The organism is Bythopirellula goksoeyrii (assembly GCF_008065115.1).
Lineage (GTDB): Bacteria > Planctomycetota > Planctomycetia > Pirellulales > Lacipirellulaceae > Bythopirellula > Bythopirellula goksoeyrii.
The window spans coordinates 5,579,131-5,603,445 of record NZ_CP042913.1 but is presented as its reverse complement, the minus strand read 5'-3'; the positions used below and the strand labels follow the sequence as shown (position 1 = coordinate 5,603,445).

The following is a 24,315-nucleotide window of genomic DNA, read 5'->3' as shown; positions in this document are numbered from 1 at the left end:
AGAACCCCAAACCATGTGTCTTTAGGAAAGAGTAGGATTATTAAATGTTTCAGATTCGTATATTTAGTTATTTAACATCATTGAGTTGAAGGGTGTTGTAAGGGTTATGCCAGCAATAGCGGTCGAGTTGCTCAAAAGCCCTATAAACTGAAAAAGGAAGAAACGAAAAAGTTTTGTTTACGAAGGCTGTTTGCAGAGAAGTTTGGACTCGCTTTCTTTAGAGGGAGTTGAGATCTACAGGAAGATCCATCCTGATTGCCAATTCGTGTGGCATGCGGTCTAATGCAGTCTAGTAGTGTGAATTTTCCCATCTACTTTCTCTTGGAAGAGGCAACTAGCTATGAATTCCTGGCTTTCGTGCTGTGACGATTACGATTCCCAATCTATTAATCGCAGGAGGTTTCTTCAGCGGACGGGCAAACTAGCTTTTTTGGGTGGTGCAGCGATTGCAGGCTCGCCGCTGATTCTGCCTTCGGGGATTTCCCGGGGCTCTGAGCCGATTGCTTCTTCCTCTGCTCCCACTTCGGAGTCGCTGGTCAAGCTGCTCTACGAAGCACTCTCGCCGGGACAGCGCGAGAAAGTTTGTTTCGCCTGGGATCATCAGGACTCTAAGCGTGGCCTTTTGCGGACACGAATCGCCAACAATTGGGATATCACCGATCAATACATTAACGACGACTTCTATTCGGACGATCAACGAGCACTGATTCGTGCCGTGTTCGAGAGTCTCTATCAACCAGAATGGCATGCGAAGATCGACCAGCAACTCGACGACGATGCGGGCGGCTTTGGCGAGCAGAACAGTATTGCGATATTTGGTGAACCAGGGAGTGAGCATTTCGAGTTTGTTCTCACAGGTCGCCACATGACGGTTCGCTGTGATGGCAATTCGACCGAGCACATGGCATTTGGCGGGCCGATTTTTTATGGCCACGCTGCCGACGGTTTCGACGAAGGTCCCACGCACCCGGGCAATGTGTTTTGGCCACAAGCTGTTGAAGCGAATAAGCTGTATCAGGCTCTTGACGGCAAGCAGCAACAATTGGCTTTGGTTAAACAAGGTCTGCCGCGCGAGCAGCGTGTTGGATTCCAAGGTGCCGAAGGGAAGTTTCAGGGGATTCCTCTTACTGAGTTTTCCAGCGACCAGAAGGAGCGGGTGCAGGAAGTGCTTCGCAAACTCGTCGAGCCCTATCGACAGAACGACCGCGATGAAGTGATTGCCTGTTTGAATCAGCAGGGGGGCCTCGATGCATGCCATCTGGCTTTCTTTCAAGAAGGTGACATTGGTAAGGATGGTGTGTGGGACAACTGGCGACTGGAAGGTCCGTCGTTCGTCTGGCATTTCCGTGGTTCGCCGCATGTGCATGTGTGGGTGAACGTGGCGAATGATGCGGGGGTGAAGTTGAACGCTTAGGGCCGATCCCCGATCCGATTCGACAAGTATCCCCTCCCTGGCCTCTCAGGGCCAGGGAGGGTATTGGGATAGGCACTTAACTCAATGTGAAAAGCAAGACTACGGTAACCACGGATAGCACGGATTTCTCGGATAGAGCACGTCCCACTAAAACGGGACGAAACTCATTCGATTGTTCAAAATCACACCCACCATCTGCTCAAACCTACTCGATGAATAAATGTACGGTTTCGTCTCAACTTATCCGTGAAATTCGTGCAATCCGTGGTTCTCCTTTTCAGTTTGAGTACTTAAGTTCGCTGTAGGACTCTTTTGCCGAAAAGTGCGCGAACAGAGTACTAAGTTCCCGCTCGGCAAGCAGGACCTAACTTACTGTGGGCGGGTCTTCTGAGCCCGCACATTCCTCGCCGAGCGCCTTCCGCATCCCGAAGCAACTCCAACTAGGGTTTTTGGAATATTGTCACAATTCGTTCTGACAAAACAAAACTCACTTTTTCATTGCCGGTCCGTCAGGCTCTAACTCACTAGTGGACCAAGACTTACGCAGATTCTGGTTCAGTTCGTCCAGCGGAGTTTTGTAAACACAATTCTTCTCCTGCACGGCCTGCTGCGCTTCGCGGCGACTATCGAAGGCCTCGATTCCATTGATGGCCGCCTCAACATCCTTGGCGTTGTTCTCTCTGATGCAATTGGTGAAATAACCATCGATTTCGCGTTGCAACTTGTCGTAGTAGCGCTGCTCTGCCGGCTTCGGTTCCGGATCGCCTTGCTGTGCTGAGCGGTATTGGCCGAAACGTGTTTTCTGCAACTCATCGAGCCGACCGCACATCCGCTGGAGCTGGTCGTCGTCGGTGCATTCGTCGGCCATGATCGTGGCGACTTCCGAGAGCATCGCGTGGACTTCGTTCGGTTGCAACGACTCCAGATTACGTCGCGCGAACCGCTCGGGGCAGGTCCGTTCGAGCAACCAGGCCGCGGCACGCCAGTCCGTATTGGCGGCCGATCGTAAAGCGCGCAGCGGCGACAATCCGGCGGCCGTTTCCGCAGCGGTCAATTGCTCGGCAAACCCGCCATCACGGCCCGCCTCACGGCGAATGGTCGCTACAGTGCAACCAACGTGCCGCGCCGCTTCGTCGTACCCCGCCCCGACTCCAATCAATGAACAGACTTGACTTCGCTTCACCGGATCAGTGAGCACCCGAGGGCGTCCGGGTGGGTTCGCCGGCGACTTTTCTCGTGATTTCATGGCAATAACTCCTGGGGTATTGTGGATATATGTACAAACGTACACTATAGCAGGTCGGGTGGCCAAAAACGAGATGAAATCTTTGGGGACTGGGATCTGGGGACGGGGGTTCCCCCACTCTCAGTCGACAACACTCCATTAATCGCATTCCGGAACCGTACCTAATTCCTGCCATCACGCGATGTACGCCAACCCCACGTCGGCTTGTTCGGGCCGGTACGAGTAGTGTTTGGCGCGCGGGACATCGCGGACTTGATCCAAGAGTTTGCGTGGTGGGCGCGATCCCATTGTTGCCCCGTGCGGTACGGGCGGGTAAACTTGGGGCATCGCATAAGTCTCCTTGGTTTCCGCCTGGGAAAGTGAAAATATGCATACACTCTAGGATCAGGCTGTTAAGGGACTTATTTGCACTTTTTGTGGATAAGCAGTCCCTGCAGCGTCTTATCCACATTTTTTGTGTCGAATAACAAGTTAGGCCTATGGGCATTCGTAATCTCGAAAGCAAGAGGCGTGGTCAGTCGCTCGACGAACTCGAAGCTGACGATTGGGGACCACCTCCATTTGATTCCTATCTCGTCACAACTTGCCATCGATTGCGGAAGAAGCCCATTGGTGAATTCAAGATCGAAGACCTGCGCATCATGATTGGACAGGAGATTGGTTTGTTGTTTCTCGTCCCACTCGCGCTGGAACGAATCGAAGCGGACCCCTTGGCCGAAGGAGACTATTATCCGGGCGATCTTCTCGTCAACGTGTTGCGAGTGTCACCGGAGTTCTGGAATGGACATGCGGGCTGGCATAGACGGCTCCGAGACTTACTCCGTCGCATGGAACTCATTCCCGGGGAGATTGCCGAGGAAGTCGAGCGTTTCCAGAATTCAGAGGCCTAACCACCGGCTGCAGTTGACCGTCGACGCCCGCGATGGAGAATAGTGTTGTCAGTTGGACGCCTGCTCCCGCGGGCGACCGGCAACCGAGCCTTTTACGTTAGGTGCGAATGGAACGTGTTTCTTCTTGACGACGCCAACACGCTTGTCGACTCCGAGTTCAGCTTGGGCGTCTTAGACGAATCGCCGTGTGTAATTGTCGAAAGTAGCGGTGGAGCGAATCCCGCCAGGGGAGTAACTCGACGCAACCCTGACTACAACAAGCTGCTTGGTCTACTTCTGCAACGGCTCGCAAATGCCGACGCTCGACTTACAGCTGTCTTGCTTGATTCAAATCGAGTCGCTGATATCTCAATCTCGGATCGCACAGCCAAGTTGGATCATCCGTACCCGATTGATCTTTCGGTTGAAGACATTGACGAAATCCGTCGAATGATGGGCCGTGCCGTAGCGATGATGCACCGCGCCCCCCATGCGAAAACCGGTGGCAATGCTCAAAAACGCATCCGTCTCTGCCTTGACCGCACAGTCTCGCCGCCACAATTACTGACGGCACGAGCAGGCACCGAGCTCTCTAACGAAATTACCGACGATCATGCACCAGGCCACACCGAAACTGAGCAGGCGTACATACGCAAGGCCCGAATTGGACAAGGTCAATTCCGCAGTCTACTGCTTGAGTCTTATAACACAACATGTCCGATTCTCGGTATATCTAATCCAGAGTTACTCGTTGCATCGCACATCAAGCCTTGGTCTGCGTGTACAAATCAGGAACGACTCGACCCAAAAAATGGCATCTTGCTCTCTTCTCTATTTGACAAGCTTTTTGACCGTGGGCTAATTACCTTCAACAATGACGGCACCATGATTATTTCGCCGTCTCTGTCGTCGGAAGATCGAGCAAAATGCAACCTTCACCAAGTTCCGCAACTCAGCCTCTCGAATGCGAGCGAACCGTATATGGAGTATCACAGGGTCTGCGTGTATAAACACACCTAACAAAAAAATGCACGGGAGTTGCCGGCCGGGGGAGTGGGGACAGCCATCTTTCGCTTGCTATTCTACCCGGTCAGGGTGAGTGTCCCTAATCCGGTTACCTCTTGATCTCTCTGGTTACGGTCCTGCTGAATAATCGATTTTCTCCTGCTCCTAGTGCCTTGCGTGAAGACGATCAGCCGTGGTTTGCATTTCACGTGCCATCCCTCGGGGATGCGATGCAGAGGGTCCACTGGAAACCCGGGTGGCAGCATGGTTCGTGGAACTCACCTAACTGCGACCCGGAGCTAATCGCTGCAATCCTTCCAGGATAGGGGGAAATACCAGAGGCACATTCTGTTTGGGGAATCCCCCACCAAATTCAATGAAGAAGCTTAGAGCCTATCTCGGAACAGAATCGACTTGTAGTCCCTCCCCGACCGCTACCGCGTCCGACCCTCCCGAAGGAGGGTAATATCAAAAACCCTCCTTCGGGAGGGTCGGCCTTTCAGGGCCGGGGAGGGGTACTGGGAAAGGCTCTTAATTCTCTTTCGAATTTGATTCTTGAATGATCCACTTCGGAAGGGGAATCGAGGGCATCCGCGCGACTAGCACGAGTATGCCTGTGATAATCACCAAGATGGGGACTTCAATATCGAAATGAAGACGACCTGTTTGGCGGAGTATGGATAAACAGCTTGCAAGTATTAAGAAGGGACCGATCACCACCGTGACTTTGTCGATCCCTCCCACCACGAATGTCAGTAAGCCGACGACCGCGAGCCCTAGTGTCCATACCCAATCAATACCTGGTGCGACCCCTAGCGTGGTGAGCAACCAACCGGTCCCAACAGTGATGAGGAGAATCGGAAAAAGCAGGGTCTTCTTGTCGGTCATCGTATTACCCAGAGAAAGAGTTTTAGCCACGGATTGCCCCAGATTGGACTCGGATAAGAGCATATACTTGTATCGAATCCGTGTCTATCAGTGTCAATCTGTGGTTGAGGTATTCATTGTCATCGCCGCGTGGCAGCTTAGATAAGTCGATGGAAAGAATTGAGCTAGAGAGTAGAGCGAACGTGAAGCATTATTTCAGTTGAAACAATGGTGCGACCTTTATTTCAGTTGCGGCCTATGAAAAAAAGCAGCGCAAACAACAATGCCAAGCCGAGTATAGTGCCAACAAAAATCCGGATAACCGATTCAGCGAGGTTCCCTAGTGTTTCGGGAGTAGGGTTATTTGATCCGCAGTGAGGGCAAACCTCCTTGCCTTCTACCAACCCAGGCTTTCCACAATAACTACATCGCATGGACGGCTGCCCTTAATGGTACGAAGTTCTTGATATCAGTTCGGTGCCTGACAACTCAATTCTCGTCGCCCTGAATAATGACGCGCTCTGCTGCGCCGGCGCTCCGCAATCGCGGCTTACGAGGGGAGTTGAGTTACTTCTCCTTGATCGCTTGCATGAGTTCTTGTTTTTGGGTGGGTGAGCGTTTCGTTGTTGGTGACATGAAAGACGTCGACCACTTGATCGATGAAGGTGCCGGTCTTGGTGTGGCGGATTACCTGTCTGAGGTCGAGGAATCTATAGGATAAGGTTAATATCGACTTGGATTAGTTGCTCCGTCTGCTTGCCATCATTACAATGGACTTTGCTACTGCTGTTCTCAATCGGAATGTTGACATGAAATGTCGAAGTTACGTGTTCTCTGCAATCGCTCCAAAAATGGGTGCAAACATTGGTCTATCACTTGTCTTCGCGATTTGCTGCTGCCTGACTCTTGTGTCAGAGTCGGTATTCGCTGACCTCACGATCGACCCGAACGGCACCGGTGCTACGGATGTTGTGCAGTATCAGAACGCCGTTCAAATACTCTTAACAAATCCGCTAGCGGATCCGCTGGATTTGGGTTCGGACTATATTGCTGTCGGAAACACTGCCAGTGGTGCGTTGGCGATTGAAAACGGTGGAAGTGTCGGCAGTGTAAGTTCCTTTATCGGCTATCAGGCTGGTTCTTCGGGAGTTGTGACGATAGATGGGGCAGGTTCCAGTTGGAGTAATACAACCGGAACCAACAACAGCAATTTCTCTGTTGGCCACTTGGGTAGTGGTTCCTTGACTATCACCAATGGCGGAACAATCAGTAATTATCACAACGGATTTATAGGTTCTGAAACCGGCTCCCTAGGAGAAGTCACAGTCAATGGAGCAGGATCGTCTTGGACTAGTAGTGGTGGCATGAACGTAGGTTTTTATGGTAGCGGCAACTTGGATATCTCTGGGGGCGGAGCCGTCAGTAACAACGGCCAAAGCGCCATTGGTCTCCTTGCCGGCGCAACGGGCATGGCTACTGTAGCAGGTACGGGTTCGACCTGGACCACAAATTCTGGCCTTGTAGTAGGTTCTTCCGGTAGTGGAATGCTAGAAATTACTGACAGTGGTCAAGTGACTGTAGGATTTACGACTCAGGTGGCGCGGAATTCCGGTTCAGATGGCACGATCTCTTTTGACAATGGAGTTTTGACAACCCGCAACCTTATCGCAGCAGCCGAAGATCTAACTGGTACAGGTACCATCAACTCTCAAGGTCTGTTGACTGACGTTGATCTTGTTTTTGACACTACTCACGGTTTGATCCAGACAGTTGATTTGACCAGCAATCCAAGTCAGAGCATCACCATCAACTTGAATGTTGACGGCACAGGTACTCTAGGTGCTGGCCATAGTAGTATTGGCTCTATGAGTGTTTCTGATACAGTCGTAGTATCCTCTGCCAATGGTTACATCGGATATCGATCAGGCTCATCCGGCGAAGTTATCGTCCAGGGGGGAGGTTCCACCTGGAATTCAGGATTTCTGGATGTTGGGAATGAAGGGAGCGGAACGCTGACTATTTCGGAAGGCGGCATGGTCAATTCTTCGTTGACCTATATTGCCCGCAGACCTGGTTCCAATGGAGTGGTCAAAATTGATGGGGCTGGATCAACTTGGATCGCAAACAGTCCATATATCGGAGAATCGGGCAATGGCAAGCTTCTCATCACCGCCGGCGGCAATATGAGCAATAGCGGCAATTCCAGGATAGGTCATCTGACGGGCTCAGCAGGTGAGGCCAGTGTGGATGGACTGGGTTCTGAATGGAACCTTGGTGGCGACCTATTCGTTGGAGGTAAAGGGAGTGGGGTACTGAATATTACGGGAGGTGGTCTTGTTCGAGTTGATGACACACTGTGGATCGCCTCCGGTAATGGCGGCAATGGATTCGTCAATGTGGCTACAGGAGGCCAGTTGGCACTATACGGCGAGGGTGATGATTCGTTAAGCCATTTCTTGAGTCTGACTATTGGCTCCGACGCGGCACGTTATTGGGACCATTCTCTATTGGATTGGGCACCTATCACTGCTGCGACCTATGGCGATGATTTCTCGCTCGCCTACCACGATACTGGCGACCTCGCTGGATATACCGTGCTAACGGTTGGCTTGGCCGGCGACTTCGATGGCAACAACAAGGTAAATGGACTTGATTTTCTCAAATGGCAACGTGGAGAGACACCCCAGCCCCTCAGTGCAGCGGAACTAGCTGACTGGGAAGCGAATTATGGGACCAACATCCCAATCTCTTCTACGGCGGTAGTACCTGAATCGAGTTCATTCATGCTTGCTGTTCTGGCATTAATCGTCTCGCTACATTGGCGTCACTCCAGTGGCGATTATGGAATCGGGTTGCCTTGTTGGGGCCGCTTCCCAACGCACTGAGGGTAAGTGTGCCCAAAGACTTTTAATTTTTGGGGACTCAGCGTTCTGAGGCCTGTGCTGACTTATGAAATGGGGTTGCTGACGCGCTCTGCTTTGCCGAGCAGGACTCGGCGGCGCATCGCGGCTAACAAAGTTGGGAATGGCGTGGGCCGGCTACTCCTCTTCGATGACCTGCATTAACTCGTGTTTGAGAATTGTCAGCGTTCCCTCGTCGGTGACTTTGGTCCCGTCGCGATTGGTCACGTAGAACACGTCGACCACTTGATCGATGAAGGTGCCGATCTTGGCGTGGCGGATTACCATGCCGAGGTCGTGGAGTTTGCGGGCCAAAGCGTACAACAGGCCAGGACGGTCGAAGGTGAAGATTTCGACGATCGTAAAATCTGCGGAGAGCGAAGTATCGATCCGTACTTCGCTGGTCATGTCGGTAAGTTTTCTTGAAGCCTCTTCCTGTTCTTGGCCCCAGACTCGACGGAATTGAGGGGCCTGGTCGCTTTCCAGCGAAGCGATCATTTGTTTGGCGAGGCTGTTCAAGCGGTCCGAAGTCGGGGGATTGGTCGGTTGGGCTTCGGCTGCTGTGTAGCGAACGATCAGCAGATCGTCGGCCAACACGTCGACATCGGCGGCTAGGATCTCCAAGCCTGAACTGCTGAGTGTGCCCGCCATGCTGGAAAAGACGCCGCGACCTAAGCCGCGGTTGACCCCGGCAAAGCACTCGACGACTTTAGTCTCTGGATTGAAATGGCACCAGGCATCGGCTGCACCTTCGGCGAGCGGCTTGAGGCGTGTGAGGGTTTGCACGATCGTCTGAGGATCTTGACTGACCAATTGGCTCGCTGGGAGTGATTCCAATTGTCGCACGTACCATGCATCGCCGCGTTGCTCGTGAGTCAGGGCTGTCAGCACCGCAGCCGTTTGGGCGGTGAGGATCGCACGGAAGTCGGTGGAATCTTCGTTTTGGAGAAACTTGAGAGTACGCGAATAGACATCCGTCAGCACATCACGTTTCCAGTCGGTCAGCACATCGGGGCCGACAGCGGCCAGATCGGCGCATGTCAACACGAACAGCATCCGCATGCGCTCCTCAGTTCCTATTTGCCGAGCAAAGCCTTCCAGTACTCGGATGTCGGAGGTGTCACGACGGAACGTCAGGTGCGACAACACTAGATGTTTGTGAACGAGAAACGCAATGTCTTCTGCTGATTTTTCGTCCAGCTGATACAACCTGGCAGTTTCTTCTGCGATGCGCCGGCCGACCTCGCTGTGATCTTCCTCAAAACCTTTGCCAAGGTCGTGCAGAAGCAACGCCATGTGCAAAACGTGCTTGTCTTGAATGTCTTGATAAACGTGGCCCAGTGTATCGTCCGAATCGTCGAATGCGGCGGCCTCGCGTACGGCGCGGAGTGAGTGCTCGTCCACCGTGTATTTGTGATATTGATTGAACTGGAGTAAGTGCCGCGCGTGCTGCATGGCGGGAACTAACTTTTCGAGGTAGCCCAATTCATGCAGCACCGCGAGCAGCCTGCCAACGGTGTGTGGGTCCCCCAGCATGTCATAGAATTCTTTGCGTACTTCCACTGAAACGTCGTCAGGAAAATCGGGTGCAGCCAACAGCAGTGCGGAGTAGGTTGGTTGGTCGAGCGGTTTTCCTTCGCGTGCGGAGAGTTGCACCAACCGCAACACTTCGCGGAGGTCGGATTTCACGCGCGCTAAGCCCACCGGAGTTGCGCTGACATGTTTCATCCCGACACGAAAGTCACCATCTACCGTTTTGGCGAACAGAGGATCGAGTACTCGTGAGGTTGTCGAAACAGAGAGCAAGCTTGCTTCGCGTCGACGAACCATTTGCCAAATATGATTCGTGTGGCGAAAGTAGTCTCGCATGAACTGCTCAACCGGCAGGAGTCCGCTGCGATGCTGGAAGCCCAGCCAATCGGCAATTCGCAGCTGTTCGGCTCGGTCTAGCATGTCGCTTGAAGCGCCCGCGTGAAAATGCATCTCGTTGCGAAGTCGTAGCAGGTATTCACTGGAGGAAAGTAAACGGTGATGATCAAATTTTGACATTGCCCCCAAGAGATGGAGCCGATCGGGGTCTGACTGTCCGAACTCAGCAAACCCCAACCAACGGAGCAGGTTCAAGTCGCGAATCCCTCCCCGCGATCGTTTGACATGCGGCTGGAGAAGATAGACACTTTCGCCATATTGATTGCGTTCGTCAGCTCGCGCTTCGAGGAAAGATTTGCACAGGGACTTGCTATTGCGCCGGGCCATTTTTTCGAAACTGGTGCGAAACTCTTCGAACAGGCTTCGATTGCCTTTGAGCAATCGGGCGTCGATAAGCGATGTGCAGATCACGGTATCGTCGCGGGCCAATTGCACGGCTTCGGCTGGCTTGCGGATGCTCGATCCCAAGTGCAAACCGATATCAAACACTCCCTGAGTCATGGGACGCAGAATTCCAGCAACTTCGGATCTCGACATTCCTTGATATAGGAACATCAAGTCGACATCAGAGAATGGAGAGCATTGCCGCCGACCGTGGCTGCCCAGACAGATTACCGCCATGTTGGAAGCAAAGGAAGCTGCTCGTGGCCCCGTCGCCTCAGTCAGGGTGGCATCCAGTAGTCGCATAAGGACTGTGTCGAGAAGTGATGCAAGCTTGGCCGAGACTTGAGTACCACTGAGTCCGCGCTGATGCACCTCGCGGATTTCATCGCGACGATCCACGAGATCCTGGCGAAGCTCGGTAAGCAAGTTGCCAAAGGGGGAACTTTCAAGCATAAATTGAGTGAGAAATAAAGGAATGGGGGAATGAAATCAAACGTGAACAGGTCAAGCATTCTTGACGGCATGTTCTATCATCCGGAGTTTTGGCCGAAGGCCTAATTCACCGTAGCCTAGGGCAACGCCCTAGGTGAAGGATTATTTCTTGTGGTTTGGCCAAGGGCCATATTCACCCCAATGTTGTTCAATCCCACACAAATTTCTCATCGTAAGCAATATCGTATAATTCCTAGAACGACCGGAATTCCTCTTGGAAGGTCTTCTTGTGGTGATGTTTCTCTTGGTTTCGCACGTATTCTTCGGCTTCACCGCGGTGCGCTGGTCCAACTGAGAACATGCCGTAGCCACGTTGCCAGTAAAAACTCTTATACTTTGGATCAAGTGTTTTTACAAATTTCGAAGATTCTCGCTTCACGTGCTCGACGAACTCTAACGGTGCGTGAAGCTTACCCATGTCGAAGAGAATATGAACATGATCGGCAACACCACCCACGACGACCCAGGGGGAATCGATATTGCGCACGACCGTCGCCAAGTATCCGTGAACTCGTGGCCGAATGGACTCGTCGATATAGGGTTGGCGATTCTTGGTACTAAAAATCAAATGGGCATAGAGCTTTGTCAGAGATTGGGGCATTTTCTAATCCCAATGCCTTACATCAGGGAAGAGGTGAATAAGGCCTTCGGCCAAACGGCTATAGTGTGTATCTAATCCTAGGGCGATGCCCTAGGCTACGGTGAAGGAAGGCCTACGGCCAAAAAAAATAGTGAAACTCCCTGTGTAACATTCAGGTATGTCATAACAATTGGGCGAAAGCCGTAGACGGATCACTCTTTCTCCCATTACCTATCCCCTCATTCCCTACAACGCTCCGTTGCCGGTCTCGCCGGTGCGGATGCGGATCGTCTCGGTAAGGTCGGAGACGAAGATTTTACCGTCGCCGATCTGACCAGTCTGTGCGGTACGGATGATCGTGTCGATCACTGTTTGGGCACGGTCCTCTGCTACGGCGATTTCCAGCTTGACCTTGGGAACAAAGTCGACCGCATACTCAGTGCCGCGATATGTTTCGGTATGGCCTTTTTGGCGACCGAAGCCTCGGACTTCTGTTATGGTCATCCCCGCGACACCGATTTCGCTTAAGGCATTCTTGACATCTTCGAGCTTAAAATGCCGAAGGACCGCTTCGATTTTTTTCATCGTGGGAACTCCCTTGATTCTGTGAACTGCCTAAATAGTCGCCTTTCGCTCTCAGCGAAAAGCGACCAGAGAGATTGTATACCTATCTATACTACACGAAGATGTAGCCTTCTTCGCCGTGCTCGGTAAGGTCCAGTCCGCGCACTTCACTATTCTCATCAACTCGCAGCCCGATGGCAACATCGACGATTTTGAGAATAATAAGCGTGGCGACGATACTAAATACCCACGTCACGACAATTGCGGTAAGTTGCCCGGGCATTACGTTCCCTCCTTCGAGCATGCCAAGAGGCTCTCCCTCGGCGATATTCCAGCAGGCACGGGTGGCAAATACACCCGTAAGTATCGCTCCAAGCGTTCCTCCGACGCCGTGGACACCAAATGCGTCGAGGGAATCGTCATAGCCAAAGGAATTCTTGAGCTTGCCGCAGGCCAGGGCACATACGACCCCAGCTGCCGCTCCCATGAGAATCGCAGGCATGGGATTCACAAAACCAGCAGCGGGGGTAATGCAGACCAGGCCGGCCACCGCCCCCGAAGCAGCACCCAACACGCTAGGTTTGCCATTGGTAATCCATTCGTAGAACGCCCAGCCCAATACGCCCGCCGCAGCAGAAAAATGGGTGACGGCGAAGGCACTTGAAGTGAGGCCGTCGGAGGCCAATTCACTACCGGCGTTGAAACCAAACCAACCTACCCAGAGCATCGCGGCTCCCAAGATCGTGTAAGTGAGATTATGAGGTCGCAGATCGGAGGTGCCGAAGCCTTTGCGTTTTCCCAGGAGCAATGCGCATATTAGTGCTGAGACCCCAGAACTGATATGCACCACAGTCCCGCCCGCGAAATCGAGTGCGCCTCCCTGGAGGCCATGGTCGGAGCCGAACGCTAGAATCCCTCCCCCCCATACCCAATGGCAGAGAGGGCAGTAGACCAACGTTCCCCAAAGAATACTGAAGACCACCATTGCACTGAATTTCATCCGTTCTGCGAAGGCTCCACAGATCAGTGCGGGCGTAATGATGAAGAACATTCCCTGGAAGAGCATGTGGGTATAGCGCGGAATCGCTCCTGCCATGGGTTCAATCGGAGCCTTGGTTGCTTCGTCCCAGGTGCGTTCGACATTTTTCATGAAGAGGTAGTCGGAGTTGCCGATGTAAGGGCCGTCGCCACCAAAGGAGAGACTATACCCATACAAGGCCCAGAGTATGGTCATCAGTCCCATCAGGAACAGGCACTGCATCATGATGCTCAGGACATTCTTACTGCGCACCAAGCCTCCATAAAACATGGCCAAACCGGGAGCCGTCATAAACAGTACCAGGGCACAGGAAGTAAGCATCCAAGCATTGTGGCCTGCGAGGGCTGCTTCATCAGCTTTCGCAGCAACTTCGGCCAACTCCTGGGCCTGAACAGGCACGCTCGCTGAAACAATTCCAGAAATTAGAAACGCACCAATAGCAACTTGATACCACTTGAACATGACTACCTCCGCCTGAGATCGATGATGAGCTGCTTGGTAATAAGTGAACGGCAAGTGCTTCACCGGCCAAGCCCAGCAGAGTAGTAGAATAAAAGCCTGAACGATTCCAGTAAAGTAGCGGAGGGGAGTATTTTTGTACTCAAAGCAGCTTTTTCTTAGCGAGATTTCTGCCAAGCTACATCAGGAACACCTACCTCGGCGTTGGCAGTTCGAGCGAGTACAAAGAGTAGGTCACCCAATCGGTTGATATAGAGTAAAATAGTATTGCGAAGTGAGGACCGCTGGTTGAGAGCAACCATCTCTCTTTCTGCCCGCCGACAAACCGAGCGAGCCAAATGGATTCCCGCTGCTGCTTTGCTCCCCCCCGGAAGAATAAATGTCTTTAGTTCTGGGAGCGCTGGATCGAATTGATCGATCCACGCTTCCAGTTGGGCGACGTCGGAATCTTGCAAGTAGTCAGTTCCTCTGCTTGAAGCATCGGGGGTTGCGAGTTCAGCACCCAGATCAAAGAGTTGATTCTGAATATGCCCGAGCACCTTATCGACGGAGGCCGATACGCCGCTGGCACGCACGACTCCCAATAGTGCATTTAGCTCGTCAACTGTGCCGCAGGCCTTGATTCGTTCATCACATTTGGAAACACGTCCTCCACCATAGAGCCCCGTCGTGCCATCATCGCCAGTCTTGGTGTAAATCTTCATGGCATTCGGTTGGGAGTATAGGTTCTGTTCGTGTAATAGCAGATAGTTTGATTGTGCGGATAATTCTCTGATTGTTCTAGTGAGCAGAATGATTCTAAACACCGGAAAGTATGAGGCTCCCGGCGGTGTGCGCCGAAGGGCTCTCCTTTGTCTCCCTCTCGAATCAAAAATCGCCTCTATTTATGGGGCGAATCTAGTTGTCCACCAGTCCAAGAGCTAGAATCTAGGGGCCGCAAAGTTTTCCTATCTTGCCGGCTCGCCGATTTTAGGCCATTTTGAACTGCTGTGGAATCTCACCAAGAGCCTTTGCGAGGAGCCCTCGATGTCTCGAATAAACCTATGCCCAACGAAGTTATTGGCAGTATTGGGCACTATTTCATTAGTCCTCATGGCAAGTCTTGTAGTTGCCGCGGAAAGCACCTCATCAAGTGCTGCTGAGGAGGCTGCCGCCGAAGATTCGACGGATTCTACCGCGGCGGATGAAAAGCAGGAAGAAAAGCCGGACAAGGCTGCCGAAGCGAAGGAAAAGGAAGAAACAGCCACCGAATCAAAGGAGGCAGCTGCGAAAGAAGTTAAGAGTGAGCCTGCTGCTGAAGAAAAAGATACCAAGGACAAAGGCTCAGATGAAAAAGAGTCTACTGACAAAGCAGAGAAAAAGAAGGAAGAAGAGAAAAATCCCAAACCTCATGTCGTCAAGAGTAAGCCTCTCAAGATCGAAGAGGAGTTGAGCGGAATCTTCGTTGCTTCGGACATGCAGGAAATTGCCGTACGACCAGATGCGTGGTCGCGTTTCGTCGTACTGGAAGCTGTGGCGCACGGTACAGAAGTGAAGAAAGGGGAGTTGTTGGTTCGTTTTGATGATGAGAGTATCGATGACCGATTGGCAGACGAATCAATTGAACTACGTTTGAACGAGCTATCGCTAATGCTCGCGGAGGAGGAGACCCCTCGAGAAGAAAAGATGCTTGATTTGGCCTTCAGAGAGGCCGAGCGGAACTACGAGCAATTGGTCGAGGATCATAAGTACTATCAGAACACGGACCGTCCATTTGCAGTGCGTATTGCAAAATATCGTTTTGATTCGGCCAAGGAAGACCTTGAATCGCAGAAAGAAGAACTCGCTCAGCTGAAGAAAATGTACGAAGCGGACGAATTGACCGAGGAGACAGAGGCCATTGTGCTGCGTCGTCAGGAGTTCGAGGTGAATACTGCCGAGCTGATGATGGAACTGCAAACGGCCAGCCGCGACTACACGATGGATGTGACTCTACCTCGAAATGATCTGACTTATATAACCGCCTTGGAAGCAGCGAGGATCTCCTTGGAGAAAGCTAGAACAGCACGTGAGCTGGGGATTTCTCGCGGAAAATACGAGCTTGAGCAAAAACGAGAAGCGCGCGCGAGAAGCGTTCGCAAGAATGCTGATCTTCTGAGCGATCGGGCTCTAATGGAACTTCGCTCACCGGTGGATGGCACCGTTTATTATGGTCGGTGTGTTGATGGGAAATGGGGAGAAATTAATACTCTCTCTTCCAAGTTGGTTCCTTACGGCACTATTCCTCCCAATACCGTGATCATGACCATTGTCGAACAACGGCCCTTGTATGTCATCAGTGAACTGAGCGAGAAGGATTTTTCAGAATTCAAAGTAGGCCTCGACACGGTGATTACTCCCACCGCTGATGAAGACATCGAGATCACTGGAACGGTAAAGAGCCTCTCAGGTATCCCAAGTGCTAGCAGAAAGTTCGAAATGCAATTCGAGCTGGATAAGAGCGAATTTCCTGAGTGGTTGGTGGCTGGAATGTCCTGTAAGGCAAAGGTGACCACCTACGAGAAAAAAGATGCCTTGCAAATCCCCAAAGACTTGGTGCAGACTGACAAAGAGGATGAGAAAACCAAGTACGTCATGGTGCTCGTTGAAGATGAAGAGGATCCTCAGCGACGCGAGATCAAGGTCGGACATACCAAGGGAGATATGGTCGAAATTCTTGAGGGATTGGTAGAAGGGGATAAAATTAGCAAGGAAAAGTTGAAGGAAGATGAAGATAAAGAAGACGAGGACGCTGAGCAGTGAAGTCTGATTCGTTGGCCGTGCCGCAATGCGGCACATGGCATAGCGAATTCACTATGGCAAGCCAGGGCATGAGAATGGTTATTTACCAACGAACAATCGCATACGGGATGGCAATCCTCGTGTGGAGTTTGCTGGCTTGCTCGGAATTCGTGCTGGCTGAATCAGCATCGACTGCCAAGGCAAGTTCTGCAGAAAAGACACCGTATCCCCTGTCGGTCGAAGGCCCCAAGCCAGCATCCATTACTCCACCCTCTGCTGCTGAGATAACGAAGGCTATCGAACGAGGCGTCGAATTTCTACTCGGCTCGCAGCTGAAGCAGGGTGCCTGGGGGCGTTCGCAAAACGGCAAATATTATCGCATCTGGTCTCCAGTTCCCGAGGCTCACAATGCGTACCGCACGGCGACCACTTCGTTGGCAATCATGGCTCTGGTGGAGTCGCGAGATCTGTTTGATGGTGAACTTCGAGAAAGAATTGAAGACTCGCTTGATCGGAGTCAGGCCTGGCTCTTGGAGAATGGCAGTAAACTCAAACGGAGTGCCCCGGATCAATACGACGACTACATGGGTTACGCACTCTACAATGTGTGGGGACATGCCTATGCCATTCATGCTGCGGTTAGCTTGCACCAGCGAGCAGAAGGGGATAGTGAACTTCAAGAGAAACTCAAGCAGTTGGTCGACCTACAGATCGAACGCCTCTCGGCAGGGGAGTTTCTCAATGGAGGTTGGGGGTATTACGACGATCCCTATTCGGACAAGTACGGCAATCCCGCGCATCCGAGGCGTGCAAAACTGGCGACACCCACTGGGAGTTCGATCAGCTTTACCACAGCTACAGTTCTAATCGCCCTCAAAGAGGCAGAGAAGGAATTTGGCATCGAAGTTCCCACTGAGGTGACCAAGCCGGCGATCGCCTCGATCGAACGCCAACGCTATCCCGACTTTGCGTATGCCTATGGTGAGTATCTCAAATATGTACCGCGGATGGACATCAATCGGCCAGGGGGAAGCCTGGGCCGCTCGCAGGTCTGCAATCTGGCTTTGCGACTCTATGGTGACAAGCTGGTTACGGATGAGGTGGTTGAGAACTGGCTCAATCGGCTTTTTGCTCGCAACGGCTGGCTCAGCATGAGTCGAAAACGGAATTATCCGGGACAATCGCCCCACTACGCTGATTTTAGTGTGGCGGGTTATTTCTATTATTACGGTCATTTCTACGCTTCGATGTGTATTGACCAGCTGCCAGAAGATGAGCGACCCTTCTTTCGAGGGCAGCTTGCGCACGTTTTGCTTCCTTTGCAGGAGAGCGACGGAAGCTGGTGGGACTATATCCTCTACGATTATCACCAGCAATACGGCACGGCGATGGCGATCTCGTCGTTGGTGCGTTGTCTGCCTTCTGACCGCTAAGCCGACAAGCGGCTGTTGCCTGAATGCACCTTCTGTAACTTGAGTGCGTTTCTGATTCTCAACGTGCTGGTACGGTTAGCGCGAAGATTTCGCAAGACACTATTGCGACTTTCTGTTTGGCCGAAAAAGTAGCTAGGCTTATGGCTTTTTTCTCGGGTTTGAAAAGGTGCTGAGCTACGTTTTGCTAAGCGCAGGACGAATGCCAACATGCAAGCGTCCAGCGATGGTTGGGACACAGGTTTTGTCGTTTTTTCCGGAACCGACCAGCCAGAGATAACCTAGATTTGAGTAGAAGTCGGACGAACCCGTTGAAAGAGAAGTCCACTCTGCCAATGACCCAGGCAACTCCCCAGTTTGCAAGATTATTTACACCAGTTTGCTCAACCCAGATACGAGTTCGCCGATGGGCTTCCTGAAAAAATTCTTCCGCAACGTGTTCCACGAGGAACTTGGTACCCAAAGCACCAGCAGCTTCGAGATGCTCAACGAGGCAGAACTCGAAGCCCATTTGGGTGTGAGTCGCTACGGCAGCTTTCAGTTGACCGATGCGGTGCGTCCTTCCTATGGACTCGACGTGGTCCCCTCGGCAGGTTTTCGTCATGACACTTATCACGATGAAAACGCCAAGCAAGACGTGCCGGTCGTTATGGCGGCGGTTTCGCGGGAGCGGGTATTCGAGACGTTCATGGAATTGTTGGATCCGTTAGGTCCGGTGGTTGATGTGGTGCTGGAAAGCAGCCATCAGTATCCCAAGAACGGCATGCAGGATCTGTATCGCGAACATATCGACATGCCGATCCTGCAGAGTATCCTCTGGGAGTTTGAAGACTTGCTGGTAAACGACGGCTGCACGGGCATTGCGGTGTTGAATCCTACGACTCCACAGGAAGTGCAATTCGACGAACACAAACTGCTGATCGTCTACGGCAAACAACTGACTCCCTACGAAGGTGCACTGATCGACGCGGGTCTTAACTGCCGCGAAGAGATGCGATTCATCACCGAAGCGGAACACGTGCATTCGACGAATGAAGAATACATTGAGCAATTTGAAACGCTCAAGATGCGACTAGGCATCGACGGTTCGGAGTACTAAAAAGAAAGCGACCAGCCGTCAGCCATCAGCTTTTAGCCCCAATACACTTGGCTGCGGCATTGCAACCCGCCAGGCCGGCAACTCGCAAGAGTTGCCGGCCTGTTTTTATGGGGAACGTCTAAAGTTGGCGATTCGGGAAAGTAAGTGAGCCATGGTCGTCAGAGGAGTTGCTCGAGAGCGTGTTTGGATAGGGAGCGGTAAGTAGTGGGTGGATAGAAATGAATTCACGCTGAGTTTTGCCGAGGGGACTCGCAACCCGTTCGAGCTTTTCCAGCTAGCTTGCTACATTATTAAGCACCGCTGCCAAAGGTTCGCTCTTTGGTTGTTGCAGGAGATAGCATTCTTTTGTGGCGAACTCCCTGAGATAATCGCTTTTCTAATTGCGGCATGCGATTTGCCTACTCGGAATAACACAAGATCTGAAAGTTGTTGCCGTATGTCGGCAGACAATTTGAAAGCATCTTCCCACCTGCGTGACTTGGGTTAGAAGTTTAGCTTCGCAAGTCGTGCTCGATTACCCACCTAAACCAACCTACCGTTCCAGAATCTTGTGCAGACGCTGCGCTTGGCTGATAGTTGCACGCTGTTACGGAATCGCATTTTAGGAGAGGAGATAGAAATGAAAACTCTATCCAATTTTAAGTATGGAAACGCTGTCCGACTCGGCGCCATCTATGGTTCGGCAATTGCCGCGCTGCTCTTTGGGACCGCTTTCGCCACAGACAGGCTGCTCCACAGTCATTACCCAGAGATTTTCTCTGGAAATGCCGATTATTTTGGCGTTCGCATGTTTTTGGGTTTGCTACTGGGCGTCTTTGCTAGCTACCTGCTCGCCGCGAGTAAGAGATTCGCTTTGACGGGTAGTCTGCTCGCGATCTGTGCCGTAGGAGGGTTGTTCGCCTGGTTCAATACGAATCTCGAAACATTTCCTAGTCCGTTTTTGGCCGTGTTGGCCATTCCGGCAGTTCTGCATATGGTGGCAGTTCGTTCAGAGCATCAGGCTATCGAAAAGGAAGTCGTTCCTCTGTCGAGCGAGGTCGTGCATGTTGCAGGCGTACCCGAGGCAGCTTGAAGCGAAACGAGTCCTGAGCTTTTGAGTGGGGTTGGAGTGACGCGCTCTGCTGTGCTGGGGATCAGTACGCGCGGCTAACCATGGCGCGTTGCGGATGGGCCGGGGGCGATGCTAAACTTCACGGCATGCAGCGACTCAAGGGGATTATTGAAAAGACCGATACCAAGGCCGGGATGGCGTTTGCTATTGTCGTTCAATGCCTCATATTGATCTCGGTGGTCACATTCTCCATTGAGACCCTTCCCCATCTGAGCCCGACTGCGGAGCAATGGCTCAACGGTATTGACTTCGCCATCTTTGTGTTCTTCACGATCGAGTATTTGTCTCGGATTGCTGTCGCAGACCATCCCTGGCATTACATACGTAGCTTCTATGGGATCGTGGACTTGGTGGCCATTCTTCCCTTCTTCTTGGGCAACGTCATCGATCTCCGTGCAGTGCGGGCATTTCGGTTCCTGAGGCTCTTTCGCCTTTTGAAGGTCGTGCGCTACAACAAGGCCATCCGCCGGTTGTTTCGGGCACTGAACATCGCCAGAGAAGAGATTGTCTTATTTACGTTGGTAACGGGGATCTTGATGTATTTGGCCGCGGTGGGGATTTATTATTGCGAGCACGACGCCCAGCCAGAGAAGTTTGCTTCGGTATTTCACGCGCTGTGGTGGGCCGTGGCTACTCTGACCACCGTGGGATATGGCGACGTCTATCCGATTACGGTGGGGGGGCGGTGTTTTACGTTCTTTATTCTGCTGATTGGTCTGGCTGTAGTTTCCGTGCCGGCGGGTCTGGTAGCTACGGCGCTGCACAAGGCGCGGGAGATGGAAGAAGAGGAAGCTGGGCACATTAGGAATAGAGAGTGAGAGGCTAGAGCGTGAGTGGGGTGGCAACTCTTTATACGCGGCTGATGGTGCTGATGATGCCGCCGGTGAAGATGGGGGTGATCACGAAGGTGGGGTAGCCCTGGGCTTCCTGATTCTTGCCGCTTACATTCTCTTTCTCTATGCAAGCAGTGACGTCGCCGGCCGGTGGTAGGCCTTCTTTGCGACGATGTGGTATGCGGCTTGGACTATCTGGCAAGCTGTGATCTTGAGAATTCATGGGACGGATCCTTGTGCTGGTGAGCCGTGGTGTTGGCTAGCACGTGGGTTTCTTGGTTCTGTCTGTTTAAGCGTGAGGTTGGGGGAAGTGTTACAGGAGGGGGTGGAGCGGAGTCGACGCGCTCTGCTACGCTGTCGCTCCGCAATCGCGGCTAACAATCGCGGCGTGTGGTATTTAACGAGGGTAGACACGTGCTAGCAGGGAGGGGTTCGGCCTTGCGGGAGGGGCATTGTTTGGGGAAGATTCGCGGCCGCAAATTAGGTGCTAGGAATACGTCGTTGGTAAATCAAGTTCAAAGCTGCTGGCGCAAACGCCCTGGGATTGCCATCCCTGGGCTTTGCTGCGCGCTAGGGTTTTTGTTGATTGGAGGGTGCCATCATTTTGATCCGGCGCCAGTGACACCGATGGCTCCAGTGTCGGCGACCGCCCAGCCGACGTTTGTTGCGCCGGGTGGGAACTCCTTGTTCCAGTCTCCTCAGGTGGTTCAGCAGCCGGGAGGTCCGCCTGTCACGCAGGGAGTGCTGGTGCCAGTCACCAATGAAGATTATGCCTGGGAGCAGATCGTTGACGTCGTGGATGATTACTTTCGCGTGGATCAAGAGAACCGCGTCCAGTTGGTGGGCAATGTGCTCACCGAGGGGCGAATCGATACGTTTCCGCAGGTCGGTTCGACGATCTTAGAACCGCAGCGATTTGATTCGGTGGGGCGATACAACTTATTCGAGAGCACGTTTCAGAGTATTCGCCGACGAGCAGAGATCCGCGTGATCCCTCAGCAAGGAGGGTGGTTCGTCGAAGCGATCGTGCAGAAAGAGATCGAAGATTTGCCTCGGCCAGAGAACTCGACAGCCGGTGCGGCGTCGTTTCGCACGGACATTCCTCTTCAAAGCAACCTCAGAGAGCAGACGAGTCGCACGCGGCTGAGTAACTACTGGATTCCGTTGGGGCGGGATTGTGAGGTAGAGTTGCAGATGCTCGAAGAGATTCAGGAAAGACTCACGAATCCGCCGACGCACTGAATTGCGTTGCGCCTGGGACGCCAAGTTTAGGGATGGGGAGCGAAGTGGCGGTCTGCTGCTTGAACACCGGAAGGCGGATGACGAAGGCGGTGCCGCGGCCCACGGTGCTTTGCACACGGATGCGGCCTTGGTGGGCGTCGATGATGTCTTTGCAGGTGGCCAGTCCCACGCCAGTGCCTCCTTTGCCGGTTTCGTCGGGTCCGGACTTGGTGGAGTAGTACCGATCGAATATTTTCGGGAGATGCTCGCGGGGGATACCGCTGCCAGAGTCACGGATAGTTAGATCGACCGAGTTGGCCGCTGGGTCGTGGGCGATTTGAATTACGAGTTCGCCGCCGGTGGGCATTGCTTGGCGGGCGTTAGTCATCAAGTTCAAGAGCACTTGTTGGATTTGGTTGCCGATGGCGCGTACGCAAGGGACTTCGGCAAATTCGCAGCGGACGTTGACGCGGTATTTGGTCATTTCGCGTTCGAGCAGGATAAGCGACTCTTGAATGAGCTGCGCCAACTGCGTGGGAGCGAATTCATCCTGGCGATTGCGCGCAAGGCCCAGGACGCTATTGGTAATTTTCTCGGCACGCTGGGCGGCGGCGAGGATCTTGCTCAGCGCTTTGTCACGGGTCGGTTCGTCTTTGTGGCGCAGGCCTAGCTTTGCGTAGTTGAGGATGGTCATCAACACGTTGTTGAATTCGTGCGTGGTGGTGCCAGCCAATTCGCCGAGCGCCGCCATCCGCTGGGTCTCGGCGAGTTGTTGCTTGAGAAGTTTGATTTCTTGATCGGGGGTAAGATGTCCGCCTGACATTCGTGCTCCATCCAGCTTAGCCGGAGGGCCACGCCCTCCGGATTGTTTCCGGAGGCAGGTGTGCCTCCGGCTAGGGTGTTTTCAGTTTTGAGCTATTAGTTAAACGCGACTCAGTTTGCCAAGCTTGACTCACTGGAATGCTTTAACTCTTTTCGTGGTTGAGACTTATGCTCATTACTTCCTATCGACGGATTCGCCTGGGCGACTCAAACAGAAGACGATACAATCCTGGCCCAGAAAAGGGGAAAACTCGAAAGTTGGAAAGGGGAAATTGACAATGCATATTGCGAAACTGCTATCAATTGCGATTGAGACGGCACGAAGTGCGGGTTACGAAGTTCGCGAAGAGGTGCTCGATGGTGCGGGTGGGGGACACTGTACGATTCGTGGTAGGAAGTGTCTGCTGCTGGATATGACACAATCGCACCGTGAACAGTTGAGCGATACGCTTGATGCGCTGCGCGAATTGCCGGAGTTGAATCTGGGTGATTTGCACCCGATATTGCTAGCGAGCTTGCAAGAGCCAGCTGCTGAGGCGGCTTAAAACCGGGGTCGGGGACTACCCGGCTCGCTGGCTATGCGTTGAGATAAAGCTTGTGTTCGACGATGTATTGGGCGACTGCGTCGGGAACTTGCGATTGCCATTCTTTGCCTTGGGCGATTGCTTCGCGGATGGTTGAACTGCTGATTGCCAGGGGAGGCATCTTGACTTCCAGGGACTCGATCTCGGCAAGTCGCTCGGGGGAGACGATTTCACTCAAGTGCCCAAAGTTGGGCGCGGGTTCGCCGGCACGATTCACCACCAGCGGCGTGGCGAGGCGGCAGATGTCTGCCGGGCGGCGCCAAAAGGGAAAATCAGCGAGTGAGTCGGCTCCCATCAGCAGGTACCAATCGGTGTCGGGATTCGACTCCGTGAGATGCGTGAGCGTGTCGATGGTGTAGCTCATGCCGCCGCGATCGATTTCATGGGTGCAGATCTCGGAATCGGCCTGGTCGGCTAACGCCAACTTGAGCATCGCCAGACGATCGGCGTTTGTCGCGAAAGGACCGCCCGGTTTGAACGGTTGATGTGCCGTGGGGAGAAACCAGACGCGATCGAGCTTCGCCTGCTCGCGGCAAGCCTCGGCGAATGCGAGATGTGCCCGATGGATGGGGTCGAAGCTGCCGCCGAGGAGACCGATTTTCATGGGGCTGGGAGTTGGGGGCTAGAGGAATAGGACGCGGTGTGAATCTTTCTCGACACACTGTAACATAAAGTGTTCTTTCTCCAGACCCCAGCCCCCAAATCCC

The 24,315-nt window shown here is 52.8% G+C and carries 23 protein-coding genes; 12 read left to right on the top strand and 11 right to left on the bottom strand.

All coding sequences use genetic code 11. The features are described 5' to 3' along the window. Nucleotides 1-340: 340 nt before the first annotated feature. Entirely contained in the window at nucleotides 341-1,414 is a 1,074-nt protein-coding gene (locus Pr1d_RS22110) for a DUF3500 domain-containing protein (RefSeq protein ID WP_148075561.1), read from the top strand. Nucleotides 1,415-1,901: 487 nt separating this feature from the next. Here the strand turns inward: Pr1d_RS22110 and Pr1d_RS22105 are convergent, their stop codons facing one another. Then, the gene (locus Pr1d_RS22105) at nucleotides 1,902-2,660 is read right to left on the bottom strand and encodes a hypothetical protein (protein ID WP_148075560.1); all 759 of its coding nucleotides are present in this window, start codon (nucleotides 2,658-2,660) and stop codon (nucleotides 1,902-1,904) included. A gap of 174 nt (nucleotides 2,661-2,834) precedes the next feature. Further along, complete coding sequence (locus Pr1d_RS25900; protein ID WP_168205419.1) at nucleotides 2,835-2,987, bottom strand: hypothetical protein; 153 nt, start codon at nucleotides 2,985-2,987, stop codon at nucleotides 2,835-2,837. Nucleotides 2,988-3,139: 152 nt separating this feature from the next. Between Pr1d_RS25900 and Pr1d_RS22100 the strand changes: the two genes are divergently transcribed. Together Pr1d_RS22100 and Pr1d_RS26135 are read left to right on the top strand one after the other, a co-directional pair. Next, entirely contained in the window at nucleotides 3,140-3,550 is a 411-nt protein-coding gene (locus Pr1d_RS22100; RefSeq protein ID WP_148075559.1) for a contact-dependent growth inhibition system immunity protein, read from the top strand. A 45-nt stretch (nucleotides 3,551-3,595) separates the two neighbouring features. Further along, nucleotides 3,596-4,549 carry an HNH endonuclease gene (locus tag Pr1d_RS26135; protein WP_148075558.1) on the top strand — a complete coding sequence of 318 codons (954 nt, stop codon included), beginning with the start codon at nucleotides 3,596-3,598 and terminating at the stop codon, nucleotides 4,547-4,549. Nucleotides 4,550-5,065: 516 nt separating this feature from the next. Here the strand turns inward: Pr1d_RS26135 and Pr1d_RS22090 are convergent. Then, entirely contained in the window at nucleotides 5,066-5,452 is a 387-nt protein-coding gene (locus tag Pr1d_RS22090) for a hypothetical protein (protein WP_148075557.1), read from the bottom strand. 538 nt (nucleotides 5,453-5,990) lie between these two features. Here Pr1d_RS22090 and Pr1d_RS26530 point away from each other — a divergent pair. Together Pr1d_RS26530 and Pr1d_RS22085 are read left to right on the top strand one after the other, a co-directional pair. Continuing rightward, nucleotides 5,991-6,122, top strand: coding sequence for a hypothetical protein (locus Pr1d_RS26530; RefSeq protein ID WP_261343801.1), 132 nt, complete (start codon nucleotides 5,991-5,993; stop codon nucleotides 6,120-6,122). A gap of 88 nt (nucleotides 6,123-6,210) precedes the next feature. Beyond that, nucleotides 6,211-8,286: a hypothetical protein gene (locus tag Pr1d_RS22085; protein WP_168205418.1), complete on the top strand. Its 2,076-nt coding sequence runs from the start codon at nucleotides 6,211-6,213 to the stop codon at nucleotides 8,284-8,286. Nucleotides 8,287-8,439: 153 nt separating this feature from the next. On the opposite strand, the gene Pr1d_RS22080 is transcribed toward Pr1d_RS22085, so the two are convergent. From Pr1d_RS22080 to Pr1d_RS22060, 5 genes are all read right to left on the bottom strand, one after another. Beyond that, nucleotides 8,440-11,067 (bottom strand): [protein-PII] uridylyltransferase family protein, encoded by a 2,628-nt coding sequence (locus tag Pr1d_RS22080; protein ID WP_148075555.1) that lies wholly within the window; start codon nucleotides 11,065-11,067, stop codon nucleotides 8,440-8,442. 232 nt (nucleotides 11,068-11,299) lie between these two features. Then, complete coding sequence (tnpA, locus tag Pr1d_RS22075; protein ID WP_148075554.1) at nucleotides 11,300-11,707, bottom strand: IS200/IS605 family transposase; 408 nt, start codon at nucleotides 11,705-11,707, stop codon at nucleotides 11,300-11,302. 225 nt (nucleotides 11,708-11,932) lie between these two features. Beyond that, nucleotides 11,933-12,271 (bottom strand): P-II family nitrogen regulator, encoded by a 339-nt coding sequence (locus tag Pr1d_RS22070; protein ID WP_148075553.1) that lies wholly within the window; start codon nucleotides 12,269-12,271, stop codon nucleotides 11,933-11,935. Nucleotides 12,272-12,362: 91 nt separating this feature from the next. Continuing rightward, the gene (locus tag Pr1d_RS22065; protein ID WP_148075552.1) at nucleotides 12,363-13,751 is read right to left on the bottom strand and encodes an ammonium transporter; all 1,389 of its coding nucleotides are present in this window, start codon (nucleotides 13,749-13,751) and stop codon (nucleotides 12,363-12,365) included. Between the two features lie 155 nt (nucleotides 13,752-13,906). Beyond that, the gene (locus tag Pr1d_RS22060) at nucleotides 13,907-14,452 is read right to left on the bottom strand and encodes a cob(I)yrinic acid a,c-diamide adenosyltransferase (RefSeq protein ID WP_148075551.1); all 546 of its coding nucleotides are present in this window, start codon (nucleotides 14,450-14,452) and stop codon (nucleotides 13,907-13,909) included. A gap of 322 nt (nucleotides 14,453-14,774) precedes the next feature. Between Pr1d_RS22060 and Pr1d_RS22055 the strand changes: the two genes are divergently transcribed. The 5 genes from Pr1d_RS22055 to Pr1d_RS22035 all read left to right on the top strand — a co-directional run bounded on the left by Pr1d_RS22055 (nucleotide 14,775) and on the right by Pr1d_RS22035 (nucleotide 20,966). Next, nucleotides 14,775-16,529: an efflux RND transporter periplasmic adaptor subunit gene (locus tag Pr1d_RS22055; protein ID WP_148075550.1), complete on the top strand. Its 1,755-nt coding sequence runs from the start codon at nucleotides 14,775-14,777 to the stop codon at nucleotides 16,527-16,529. Between the two features lie 68 nt (nucleotides 16,530-16,597). Next, nucleotides 16,598-17,941, top strand: coding sequence for a prenyltransferase/squalene oxidase repeat-containing protein (locus Pr1d_RS22050; RefSeq protein WP_168205416.1), 1,344 nt, complete (start codon nucleotides 16,598-16,600; stop codon nucleotides 17,939-17,941). A 403-nt stretch (nucleotides 17,942-18,344) separates the two neighbouring features. Beyond that, nucleotides 18,345-19,037: a hypothetical protein gene (locus Pr1d_RS22045; RefSeq protein WP_148075548.1), complete on the top strand. Its 693-nt coding sequence runs from the start codon at nucleotides 18,345-18,347 to the stop codon at nucleotides 19,035-19,037. 619 nt (nucleotides 19,038-19,656) lie between these two features. Next, nucleotides 19,657-20,109, top strand: coding sequence for a hypothetical protein (locus Pr1d_RS22040; RefSeq protein WP_148075547.1), 453 nt, complete (start codon nucleotides 19,657-19,659; stop codon nucleotides 20,107-20,109). Nucleotides 20,110-20,189: 80 nt separating this feature from the next. Then, nucleotides 20,190-20,966 carry an ion transporter gene (locus Pr1d_RS22035; RefSeq protein WP_238476566.1) on the top strand — a complete coding sequence of 259 codons (777 nt, stop codon included), beginning with the start codon at nucleotides 20,190-20,192 and terminating at the stop codon, nucleotides 20,964-20,966. 31 nt (nucleotides 20,967-20,997) lie between these two features. Here Pr1d_RS22035 and Pr1d_RS22030 read toward each other — a convergent pair whose 3' ends face one another. Further along, nucleotides 20,998-21,204: a hypothetical protein gene (locus tag Pr1d_RS22030; RefSeq protein ID WP_148075546.1), complete on the bottom strand. Its 207-nt coding sequence runs from the start codon at nucleotides 21,202-21,204 to the stop codon at nucleotides 20,998-21,000. A gap of 404 nt (nucleotides 21,205-21,608) precedes the next feature. Between Pr1d_RS22030 and Pr1d_RS22025 the strand changes: the two genes are divergently transcribed. Beyond that, nucleotides 21,609-22,223, top strand: coding sequence for a hypothetical protein (locus Pr1d_RS22025; protein WP_168205415.1), 615 nt, complete (start codon nucleotides 21,609-21,611; stop codon nucleotides 22,221-22,223). Here the strand turns inward: Pr1d_RS22025 and Pr1d_RS22020 are convergent. After that, the gene (locus tag Pr1d_RS22020) at nucleotides 22,201-23,025 is read right to left on the bottom strand and encodes a sensor histidine kinase (RefSeq protein WP_148075544.1); all 825 of its coding nucleotides are present in this window, start codon (nucleotides 23,023-23,025) and stop codon (nucleotides 22,201-22,203) included. The two genes, Pr1d_RS22025 and Pr1d_RS22020, sit on opposite strands and share 23 nt — an antisense overlap. Nucleotides 23,026-23,302: 277 nt before the next feature. Between Pr1d_RS22020 and Pr1d_RS22015 the strand changes: the two genes are divergently transcribed. Further along, nucleotides 23,303-23,569 (top strand): hypothetical protein, encoded by a 267-nt coding sequence (locus Pr1d_RS22015; protein WP_148075543.1) that lies wholly within the window; start codon nucleotides 23,303-23,305, stop codon nucleotides 23,567-23,569. A 31-nt stretch (nucleotides 23,570-23,600) separates the two neighbouring features. Here the strand turns inward: Pr1d_RS22015 and nadD are convergent, their stop codons facing one another. Next, nucleotides 23,601-24,212 carry a nicotinate (nicotinamide) nucleotide adenylyltransferase gene (gene nadD, locus Pr1d_RS22010; protein WP_148075542.1) on the bottom strand — a complete coding sequence of 204 codons (612 nt, stop codon included), beginning with the start codon at nucleotides 24,210-24,212 and terminating at the stop codon, nucleotides 23,601-23,603. Nucleotides 24,213-24,315: the final 103 nt, after the last annotated feature.

Bases quoted from the DNA above. Each gene is read 5' to 3' on its own strand.
- Pr1d_RS22085 (WP_168205418.1), top strand. From the start codon at position 6,211: ATGAAATGTCGAAGTTACGTGTTCTCTGCAATCGCTCCAAAAATGGGT.
- Pr1d_RS22040 (WP_148075547.1), top strand. From the start codon at position 19,657: ATGAAAACTCTATCCAATTTTAAGTATGGAAACGCTGTCCGACTCGGC.
- Pr1d_RS22035 (WP_238476566.1), top strand. From the start codon at position 20,190: ATGGCGCGTTGCGGATGGGCCGGGGGCGATGCTAAACTTCACGGCATG.
- tnpA (WP_148075554.1), bottom strand. From the start codon at position 11,707: ATGCCCCAATCTCTGACAAAGCTCTATGCCCATTTGATTTTTAGTACC.
- Pr1d_RS22070 (WP_148075553.1), bottom strand. From the start codon at position 12,271: ATGAAAAAAATCGAAGCGGTCCTTCGGCATTTTAAGCTCGAAGATGTC.
- Pr1d_RS22105 (WP_148075560.1), bottom strand. From the start codon at position 2,660: ATGAAATCACGAGAAAAGTCGCCGGCGAACCCACCCGGACGCCCTCGG.
- Pr1d_RS25900 (WP_168205419.1), bottom strand. From the start codon at position 2,987: ATGCCCCAAGTTTACCCGCCCGTACCGCACGGGGCAACAATGGGATCG.
- Pr1d_RS22020 (WP_148075544.1), bottom strand. From the start codon at position 23,025: ATGTCAGGCGGACATCTTACCCCCGATCAAGAAATCAAACTTCTCAAG.
- Pr1d_RS22050 (WP_168205416.1), top strand. From the start codon at position 16,598: ATGAGAATGGTTATTTACCAACGAACAATCGCATACGGGATGGCAATC.
- Pr1d_RS22025 (WP_168205415.1), top strand. From the start codon at position 21,609: ATGGCTCCAGTGTCGGCGACCGCCCAGCCGACGTTTGTTGCGCCGGGT.
- Pr1d_RS22110 (WP_148075561.1), top strand. From the start codon at position 341: ATGAATTCCTGGCTTTCGTGCTGTGACGATTACGATTCCCAATCTATT.
- Pr1d_RS22015 (WP_148075543.1), top strand. From the start codon at position 23,303: ATGCATATTGCGAAACTGCTATCAATTGCGATTGAGACGGCACGAAGT.
- Pr1d_RS22080 (WP_148075555.1), bottom strand. From the start codon at position 11,067: ATGCTTGAAAGTTCCCCCTTTGGCAACTTGCTTACCGAGCTTCGCCAG.
- Pr1d_RS22045 (WP_148075548.1), top strand. From the start codon at position 18,345: ATGGGCTTCCTGAAAAAATTCTTCCGCAACGTGTTCCACGAGGAACTT.
- Pr1d_RS22100 (WP_148075559.1), top strand. From the start codon at position 3,140: ATGGGCATTCGTAATCTCGAAAGCAAGAGGCGTGGTCAGTCGCTCGAC.
- Pr1d_RS22065 (WP_148075552.1), bottom strand. From the start codon at position 13,751: ATGTTCAAGTGGTATCAAGTTGCTATTGGTGCGTTTCTAATTTCTGGA.
- Pr1d_RS22030 (WP_148075546.1), bottom strand. From the start codon at position 21,204: ATGAATTCTCAAGATCACAGCTTGCCAGATAGTCCAAGCCGCATACCA.
- Pr1d_RS26530 (WP_261343801.1), top strand. From the start codon at position 5,991: ATGAGTTCTTGTTTTTGGGTGGGTGAGCGTTTCGTTGTTGGTGACATG.
- nadD (WP_148075542.1), bottom strand. From the start codon at position 24,212: ATGAAAATCGGTCTCCTCGGCGGCAGCTTCGACCCCATCCATCGGGCA.
- Pr1d_RS22055 (WP_148075550.1), top strand. From the start codon at position 14,775: ATGTCTCGAATAAACCTATGCCCAACGAAGTTATTGGCAGTATTGGGC.
- Pr1d_RS22060 (WP_148075551.1), bottom strand. From the start codon at position 14,452: ATGAAGATTTACACCAAGACTGGCGATGATGGCACGACGGGGCTCTAT.